The sequence below is a fragment of the Peribacillus sp. NPDC060253 genome (assembly GCF_042727425.1).
Taxonomy (GTDB): Bacteria; Bacillota; Bacilli; order Bacillales; family DSM-1321; genus Peribacillus.
This window is the reverse complement of sequence record NZ_JBHXAS010000004.1, coordinates 88813-97136: the sequence shown is the minus strand read 5'-3', so window position 1 is coordinate 97136 and position 8324 is coordinate 88813. Positions and strand designations below refer to the sequence as shown.

The following is an 8324-nucleotide window of genomic DNA, read 5'->3' as shown; positions in this document are numbered from 1 at the left end:
ATATTAATATTGCAAAACCCTTATTTTATTCTCGAAAAATTTTATTCATTCTCCCTTTTTGTCCATCCTATTTATAACATTTTTACCAAAATACAAGCATATAGTTAGGGAATTAACCCCAGTTCATTTCTTCTTTTTTAGTCTTAATTCCTATATTAAAATTGAATAATACTATCTCGGATGTATAAAATGCTGCATGAAACTTCTTGGTATTTTTATTCCGTTTCATATATTTTGCATATCCAATCATCGATTCTACACAAAAAAACCGCCAAACGGCGGTTTTAATGGCCTCCTAAATAAGCCATTTTAATTTCTTCACTTGATGTAAGGTCCTCGGCTTTGCCCGAGAGGACAATTCTTCCGGTTTCAACAACATAAGCACGATCGGCAATGGATAAAGCAAGGTTGGCGTTTTGCTCGACTAAAAGGATGGTTGTACCAATCTCACTTATTTCCTGAATGATGTTGAATATTTGCTTCACCAGCAGCGGTGCAAGTCCCATGGAAGGCTCATCAAGCAGTAATAAACGTGGTTTCGCCATTAAAGCGCGGCCCATTGCAAGCATCTGCTGTTCACCACCTGATAGTGTGCCAGCCTGTTGTTTGATTCTCTCCAGCAGCCTCGGAAACAACTCATAAACCTTTTCCATATCTTTTTTAATGCCCTCTTTGTCTTTTCGTAAATAGGCTCCAAGCTCTAGATTTTCAGCCACGGTCATATTGGCAAAGACACGGCGGCCTTCAGGTACATGGGATATGCCCATTTTTACGATGGACTGTGCTGCTTTTCCTCCAATGGGATCTCCTTCGAATAAAACCTTTCCCTGCTTAGGTTTTAACAGTCCGGAAATCGTTTTGAGCAACGTGCTTTTCCCCGCTCCGTTCGCTCCGATCAAAGTGACGATTTCCCCTTTGTTAATCTCCATGGAAACCCCTTTTAGCGCTTGGATGTTCCCGTAATACACATTGATGTCCTCAATTTTCAGCATCATAAAACCTCCTCGCCGAGATACGCTTCGATAACTTTTGGATCGTTACGAATTTCTCCCGGCTTTCCGTGAGCGATAAGCTGTCCATGATCAAGCACGTAAATCCGCTCGCATACCCCCATGACCAACGACATATCATGTTCGATCAGTAAGACGGTAAGATTGAATTCCTTCCGGATAAAAGCAATGAGATTCATCAATTCTTTCGTTTCATGCGGGTTCATCCCGGCTGCAGGTTCGTCCAATAAAAGAAGTTTCGGATTTGCCGCAAGAGCTCGTGCAATTTCCAGCCGCCTTTGCTGCCCGTATGGAAGGTTCTTCGCTTTTTCATCTTTAAAATGGTCCAAGTTGAAAATCCTCAAGAATTCCAACGCCTTTTCATCCATATCCTTCTCCCCGGAAAAATGTCCCGACAACCTGAATATGGAGCTTACAATCGCATGCTTGGCAAGTGAGTGGTACGCAACCTTTACGTTATCGATCACAGATAGCTCACTGAAAAGGCGGATATTTTGAAAGGTCCTCGAGATTCCTTTTCTCGTAATTTTATAAGGCGGCTGTTTTTTTAGATTTTCCCCATTTAAGGCAATCGTTCCTTCTGTAGGGACATACACGCCCGTCAACAAATTGAAAAAGGTCGTTTTCCCAGCTCCATTCGGTCCGATCAGTCCAACAAGTTCCCCTGGAAATAATTCCACGTTCACATCCGATACGGCTTTCAATCCACCAAAACGGATACCAACCGAATCTACTTTAAGCAACGGTATTGTGGCTTCCATCCTTTTTGCCCCCTTTCGTCTTTTTATGGGTGAACAGTGTCGAGATTTCTTTTGTCCCCATTAAACCCTGCGGGCGAAAGATCATCATCAAGATCAGGACAAGACTGTAAATGATCATCCTCGTTTCCGGATAATCCTGAAGGAATGTTGTCACGATCGTCAGTAAAATTGCCGCCAAAACTGAACCTGACAGACTTCCAAGTCCGCCGAGGACAACGAAAATCAAAATATCGAAGGATTTTAGAAAACCGAAATTCGACGGCTGGATAATATAGAAATTATGGGCATAAAGCGATCCGGCAACTCCGGCAAAAAACGCGCCGATGACGAAAGCCGCCACTTTGTAATAGGTGGTATTGATGCCCATTGCATCTGCAGCCGTTTCGTCTTCCCTTACGGATATGCATGCGCGTCCGTGAGTCGAATTGGTGAAATTACGGATGACGATAACGGTGATCATGACACAGGCAAATACCCATGGCCAGGTAGTCAGATGGGATACCTGCATTCCGCTTGCCCCGCCTACATATTCAATATTCAATAGGACGATCCGGACAATTTCACCAAAACCAAGTGTTGCTATCGCCAAGTAATCCCCCTTCAGACGTAAGCTCGGTATCCCAATCACCATACCGGCTGCAGCGGCGATGATGCCGCCAGCTAATACAGCTATGATGAAAGGCAATTCCAGCTTCATTGTCATTACGGCCGATGCATAGGCCCCTACCGCTAAAAACCCTGCATGTCCGATCGAGAATTGCCCGGTTATTCCAATGATTAAATGAAGGCTCGTTGCCAGCATGATATTGATCCCGATGAGCATGAGTGTATTGATATAAAATGGATTGAGCATACCGCTTGAAATGGAGAACTGCATGATTCCGAAAAAAATAAGTGCGAGCACGATCGAGAGCCAAAAACCCTTTGAATTCTTTAAAGTAGTCATCGCCTTGTCTCCCTTATACTTTTTCTCTTTTATTTTTACCGAATAGTCCCTGCGGCAAGAAAATCAAAATCAAGATAAGAACGATAAAAGCCACACCATCACGCCATAATGAGTAACCGGCTGCACTGACCAAAGCCTCGATGATTCCAAGCAACAGTCCGCCGACCATCGCTCCCGGAATAATGCCGATGCCGCCCAAAACGGCTGCAACAAATGCTTTAAGGCCTGGAAGAACACCCATTAGCGGCTCGATTTTTATATAGTAGATTCCAAAAATGACACCGGCTGCTCCTGCCAGGGCCGAACCGATGGCGAATGTAGCTGAAATCGTATTATTCACATTGATTCCCATAAGCTTAGCCGCTTCGGAATCGAATGAAACGGCACGCATCGCTTTGCCGATTTTGGTTTTATGGACAACAAATTGTAGGATGATCATTAATATGATGGATACAGATAAGATCAATATCGATTGACTGCTGATGGAAACTCCGAAAATATCGAGTTTATCCATCGGAAGGACATTGTTTGGATAGGCTTCCGGCTGGGCGCCCCGGATGTAAATCAGCCCATTTTCTATTAGAAGGGAAACACCGATGGCCGTTATCAAGGCCGCAATCCGCGTTGCATTACGAAGAGGTTTATAAGCAATTCTTTCAATTAACACACCAAAAATGGCACAAGTGAACATCGAAATCAATAAAGCATGAAGGATAAGTCCATTACCGTAATGGCGTAAAACCCTACAAATGAACCAACCATGAATACGTCGCCATGGGCGAAATTTATCAGCTTGACGATCCCGTATACCATCGTATAACCAAGGGCGATCAACGCATAAATGCTGCCGAGTGAAATGCCATTTACCAATTGCTGAATCAGTTCCATATTGCACTCTCCCCGATAAGGTGTTTTTTAAGTGAATATAGAATAGGGGGAATATGCCCCCCTATCCACATAAGGTATTATGGATTGATTTTTGTCTTGAATGTTTGTTTACCATCTACATATTCCAAGATGGTGGCTGATTTGATAGGATCATGATTTTCATCAAGGTTCAGCGTTCCGGAAACTAATTGAAGATCCTTGACTTCTTCCAATGCTTGTCTGATTTTTTCGGGAGAGGCATCCCCAGATCTTTTGATGGCATCAGCCAGGTAGTACCCAGTGTCATAGCCAAGCGCGGCAAAAGCATCCGGTGTTTTATTATATTCCTTTTTGAAAGCAGCAACGAAATCCTGGATTTTTGCATCTTCATCTTCTGGTGAATAGTGATTGGTGATATAAGTATTTTTTAGCGCTTCCGCTCCGGCAATTTCAACGACTTTCGGGGAATCCCAGCCGTCTCCACCCATGAATGGAAGATCTATGCCGTCTTCACGCGCCTGTTTTAAGATCAATCCGACTTCTTCATAGTAGCCAGGAAGGAAAACGAATTCTGGTTTTGCGGATTTGATGCGTGTCAATGTAGAGCGGAAATCAGTATCTTTTGTAACATATGCTTCTTCTGCGACGATTTTACCGCCCTTGGCAGTAAACGCTTCTTTAAACGCAGCGGCCAATCCTTTAGAATAGTCACTTGCGCTATCCACATAGATTGCAGCCGTCTTCGCCCCTATTTCGTCAGATGCGAAATTAGCGGCCACCGTTCCTTGGAATGGATCGATAAAGCATGTTCTGAACACATAATCATTTAATTTTCCGGCTTTATTGGTGATATCGGGATTTGTTGCAGTTGGTGTGAGTAGAGGAACTTTATTATCCTGCGCCACCTGGACCTGTGCCAATGTGTTTGTGCTTGTAGCTGATCCGACTACAGCCACAACCTTGTCCTGACTAACTAACTTAATCGAACCGCTGGTAGCTTCTGCTGCATCTGATTTATTATCAACCTTAACGATTTCTAATTTTTTACCATTGATACCTTCTTTATTAATTTCATCGATGGCCAGTTTCAAACCATCGGCAGCCGATTGGCCGAATGATGCCGTACCTCCAGACAATTCAAGGTTGGCCCCAATTTTAATTGTGTCACCCGAATCGGATGACCCCCCACCTGAACTGCTAGTTTTCGAATCTCCATTACAACCTGCCAGTGCCCCAGCAACCAATGAAAGTGATAGAAACACTCCTGCTAGCTTTTTCTTCTTCATTTGAAACCCCCTTGTTTTGTATGCTTCTTTTAATATTCAGAATATCAAAATAAAAATAATATTCTGAAAATAGTTTATCTCATTCTTTCGACCCCGTCTATATGATATGGCTAAAAAAGTTAATATAAGGGAATATATACTATTTTCAAACAAAAAAACTGACCCTGGATAGAGTCAGTCAGCAGTATATCAATCGTTTACACGGCGAACTTCAATGTCTTTTAGAATATCATTGATCACCCAGCTCGCTGCAATTAAGCCAGCTACAGATGGGACGAAGGCATTCGAAGATGGCGGCATTTGGGCTTTACGGATTTTCGCCTCGTCATTACCGACTTCCTTTCGGACATCCTCACGAATGACAATCGGGCTTTCGTCGGAGAAGACAACCGGAATTCCCTTTGTGATGCCCTCTTTTCGTAATCTAGTACGAATGACCTTAGCTAGCGGATCTGTGTGCGTTTTGGAGATATCGGCAATTTGAAAACGGGTTGGGTCCATTTTATTAGCTGCCCCCATGCTTGAAATCACCTTGATATTCCGTTTCAAGCATTCCTTCATCACATGCATCTTATAAATCACCGTATCGGATGCATCTATGACATAGTCCAGGCCATAACTGAAGAATTCTTCAAACGTTTCTTCTGTATAGAACATTTTAAGAGAGATCACTTCGCAATCGGGGTTGATGTCTTGAATTCGATTTTTCATCAATTCCGCCTTCGGTTGACCGACTGTTGATAAAAGAGCATGAATCTGTCTGTTTACATTTGTGATGTCAACATCGTCTTTATCGACAAGAATAATGCGGCCGACACCTGTACGTGCCAAAGCTTCAGCGGAAAAAGAACCCACGCCGCCTACCCCTAGGACAGCGACGGTGGTGTTTTTCAATATATCGATGCCTTCCTTGCCAATTGCTAATTCATTTCGTGAAAACTGATGTAGCATATATATTCAACTCCAATAAATTCTGTTCTTATTTAGCTTCCCAATTAACAATATATCATAAACATCATTTATGACAAGCGAAATATGAGCAGTCTAATCGGAATTAGTATACTAGGTCATTTTTGATAATTTTTGAAGGACAGTCGCCAATAGAAGTGTCCGTTCCGTCAGGCTTGGAATTTCCAAATACTCACCTTCACCATGTGCATTCCCTCCAATGGGTCCGAGTCCATCTACCGTCGCTATTCCCAATTCAGAGGTAATGGAGGCATCCGAACCTCCACCCGTGGCCGTATCCGTGATAGGGATTCCGATTTCCTTCCCCGCTTGACGGATCGTCTCTAAAAGCAGGATCGTTTTCTCAGTCTTTTCCATGGGAGACCGGTCCATTTTCCCGCTTAATGTCGTTTTCGTTCCTGGAATATACGTTTCGGCACAGATTTTTTTCATTTGTTTGAGAATGATATCTTCCTGCTTTTTTTCAGAGATCCGCACATCCACAAAGGCAGCCGCATGGGAAGCGATCATATTGACTGCGGAACCACCTTCAATCATGCCGACATTAACGCTGATTCCTTCCTTTTTATCATTCAAACGATGTAAAGCGATGATCTTATGAGCCAATTCTTCAACGGCACTTCGGCCCTTTTCCGGTTCGATCCCCGAGTGGGCGGCCACCCCAACAATATCCACTTTAAATTGACCGCAGCCCCTTCTTGCCGTGACTAGTGAACCATCCGTCCTTGCCGGTTCAAGAATTAACGCAAACTTTTTATTGACCGCTTTTTCCGAGATAAGTGAAGAGGACGACGGAGACCCGATTTCTTCATCACTATTGAGAATGATCTGGATATGCTTATAGCCTGTCTGCCCCGTCTGTTTCAAGCAAAGGATCGCATAAAATAGTTCAACCAAGCTAGCCTTCATATCTGCTACACCAGGTCCGAATGCCCGATTCCCTTTTACTTTAAAAGGACGTTTTTGCGCTGTCCCCTCCGGAAATACCGTATCCATATGTGCGACTACAAGAATATGCGGTTGATTTGCGTCACGATGCTGAATGACCAGCTGATTGCCATAATGCTTTTGCTCAACGACGTTCACGATAAAATCAAGACTTTCAAATTTCGCTTTTAAAATCGAACCAATTTCATCAATACCCTTTTTTGTACGAGAACCACTATCTATATTCACTAGCTGCTCCACCAATTGAAGCATCTCTTTCCTCTTTGCATACAATAAATCCTTCAAAGCCCTCACTACTTTCCATCCTTGGCTGATTTATTTTCAACCTTACTTTAATTTACGATTCTAGATTGTGGAATGTTACTTATATGGGGATATTTAAATCATAATCGAGCGTTAAATGAGGTTTCCCCGTGAGTTTGGGTGATTTATCCGTGGGTTTGGGTGTTTTATCCGTGGGTTTGGGTGATTTACTCGTGAATTTGGGTGATTTACTCGTGAGTTTGCGTGCTTTACTCGTGAGTTTGCGTGCTTTACTCGTGAGTTTGCGTGCTTTACTCGTGAATTAATCCATCAAGACTATAAACTCTATTTTTAAATTGCCCCAAATAAGGCAGTTCCAAGGCAGATAACATTCGTTGCATGATATCGATTGAATCAATTTGTAAAAAAAGCCGTGCTTGTTTATTCGTAATCCTTGGATTTATGAGGAGAGCATAATCACGAAGAGATTGAATGTGGGCATTTTTGGATGCGCAAGTACATTGACAGCATGACCATTTGCCCCAGTGGTATTGCATTTGGAAAGCTGCACATTCCGGGCATTGAACGCTTTTAAGCAAATCTGTTTCATCGATTTGGTACCACTGAAGTATATTCGGATTATGTGGAATGTTTTTTTGGAGGATTGTGTTGGAAAGTTTATTGCGCTGCCTTTGAGTTAATTGCTCAGAAGGATACTTTTCTTCTAGGGCTTGAATTTTGGAGATTAGCGTTTCCTTTCCGGTGATTTTCTTGAAAATGGGAGCGAAACCAGGGGTAGTCCTAACGATGGTATTCGAGTTTGCATTGGCAATGAGTGTTTCAATCGGCAGCAAAGGAAAATTATGAAAAGTGAGCCAATTCTTTAGGCGGGATTTTTGCACGTCGACCTGGATAAGTGGGTCCAGATAAGCTTGTTCCTGACCATCTTTTGTCCGAATCAATTGAGGATAGGTACGATCAAAATAGAGCAGTCCCGCAAAGTTTTTCACTTCAATGATGATGCAGTACTTCCGGGATACTAAAAGGAAATCCATTTGAAAAAAACGGCTCCCATCGTGGCACAACCTCAAATCATGTAATACTTGATATTCTTTTGGAAGATCATTTAACTCATTTCCAATACTCCGCTCCCCGTTAAAACCTGTACGAACTTTCCTCAAATCGTTCCTTATCTTTTCCTGTTTAGGATGGTCAGTTGTTAACCTCCTGCTTAATGCCTCTAGTTTAAGTAGTTTCAAAGGCTTTTCACACAGTTTTTGCATTCATTCATCAC

The 8324-nt window shown here is 42.7% G+C and carries 8 protein-coding genes and 1 pseudogene; 1 reads left to right on the top strand and 8 read right to left on the bottom strand.

Features of this window, described 5'->3' with window-relative positions:
* Positions 1 to 284: 284 nt before the first annotated feature.
* The 7 genes and pseudogenes from ACFWE9_RS02390 to ACFWE9_RS02360 form a co-directional block, all read right to left on the bottom strand.
* On the bottom strand, positions 285 to 992 hold the full coding sequence (locus tag ACFWE9_RS02390) for an ABC transporter ATP-binding protein (RefSeq protein WP_377355409.1): 708 nt from the start codon (positions 990 to 992) through the stop codon (positions 285 to 287).
* On the bottom strand, positions 992 to 1771 hold the full coding sequence (locus ACFWE9_RS02385) for an ABC transporter ATP-binding protein (protein WP_230155027.1): 780 nt from the start codon (positions 1769 to 1771) through the stop codon (positions 992 to 994). Before ACFWE9_RS02385 ends, ACFWE9_RS02390 begins: the two co-directional genes overlap by 1 nt.
* Positions 1746 to 2717: a branched-chain amino acid ABC transporter permease gene (locus ACFWE9_RS02380; protein WP_377355407.1), complete on the bottom strand. Its 972-nt coding sequence runs from the start codon at positions 2715 to 2717 to the stop codon at positions 1746 to 1748. Before ACFWE9_RS02380 ends, ACFWE9_RS02385 begins: the two co-directional genes overlap by 26 nt.
* A gap of 13 nt (positions 2718 to 2730) precedes the next feature.
* Positions 2731 to 3605, bottom strand: a pseudogene (locus ACFWE9_RS02375) (branched-chain amino acid ABC transporter permease).
* A gap of 77 nt (positions 3606 to 3682) precedes the next feature.
* Positions 3683 to 4870: an ABC transporter substrate-binding protein gene (locus ACFWE9_RS02370; protein WP_230155022.1), complete on the bottom strand. Its 1188-nt coding sequence runs from the start codon at positions 4868 to 4870 to the stop codon at positions 3683 to 3685.
* 189 nt (positions 4871 to 5059) lie between these two features.
* Complete coding sequence (locus tag ACFWE9_RS02365) at positions 5060 to 5821, bottom strand: tRNA threonylcarbamoyladenosine dehydratase (protein WP_230155021.1); 762 nt, start codon at positions 5819 to 5821, stop codon at positions 5060 to 5062.
* Positions 5822 to 5932: 111 nt separating this feature from the next.
* Positions 5933 to 7081, bottom strand: coding sequence for a M20 family metallopeptidase (locus tag ACFWE9_RS02360; protein WP_377355404.1), 1149 nt, complete (start codon positions 7079 to 7081; stop codon positions 5933 to 5935).
* Positions 7082 to 7200: 119 nt separating this feature from the next.
* On the opposite strand from ACFWE9_RS02360, the gene ACFWE9_RS02355 reads away from it, so the two are divergent.
* Positions 7201 to 7356, top strand: coding sequence for a hypothetical protein (locus tag ACFWE9_RS02355; RefSeq protein WP_377355403.1), 156 nt, complete (start codon positions 7201 to 7203; stop codon positions 7354 to 7356).
* On the opposite strand, the gene ACFWE9_RS02350 is transcribed toward ACFWE9_RS02355, so the two are convergent.
* On the bottom strand, positions 7342 to 8313 hold the full coding sequence (locus tag ACFWE9_RS02350; protein WP_377355401.1) for a nuclease-related domain-containing protein: 972 nt from the start codon (positions 8311 to 8313) through the stop codon (positions 7342 to 7344). The genes ACFWE9_RS02355 and ACFWE9_RS02350 overlap by 15 nt on opposite strands.
* Positions 8314 to 8324 lie beyond the last annotated feature (11 nt).

Coding starts and splice junctions, on each gene's coding strand:
- ACFWE9_RS02370 (WP_230155022.1), bottom strand. CDS start 4,870: ATGAAGAAGAAAAAGCTAGCAGGAGTGTTTCTATCACTTTCATTGGTT.
- ACFWE9_RS02350 (WP_377355401.1), bottom strand. CDS start 8,313: ATGCAAAAACTGTGTGAAAAGCCTTTGAAACTACTTAAACTAGAGGCA.
- ACFWE9_RS02380 (WP_377355407.1), bottom strand. CDS start 2,717: ATGACTACTTTAAAGAATTCAAAGGGTTTTTGGCTCTCGATCGTGCTC.
- ACFWE9_RS02365 (WP_230155021.1), bottom strand. CDS start 5,821: ATGCTACATCAGTTTTCACGAAATGAATTAGCAATTGGCAAGGAAGGC.
- ACFWE9_RS02390 (WP_377355409.1), bottom strand. CDS start 992: ATGCTGAAAATTGAGGACATCAATGTGTATTACGGGAACATCCAAGCG.
- ACFWE9_RS02385 (WP_230155027.1), bottom strand. CDS start 1,771: ATGGAAGCCACAATACCGTTGCTTAAAGTAGATTCGGTTGGTATCCGT.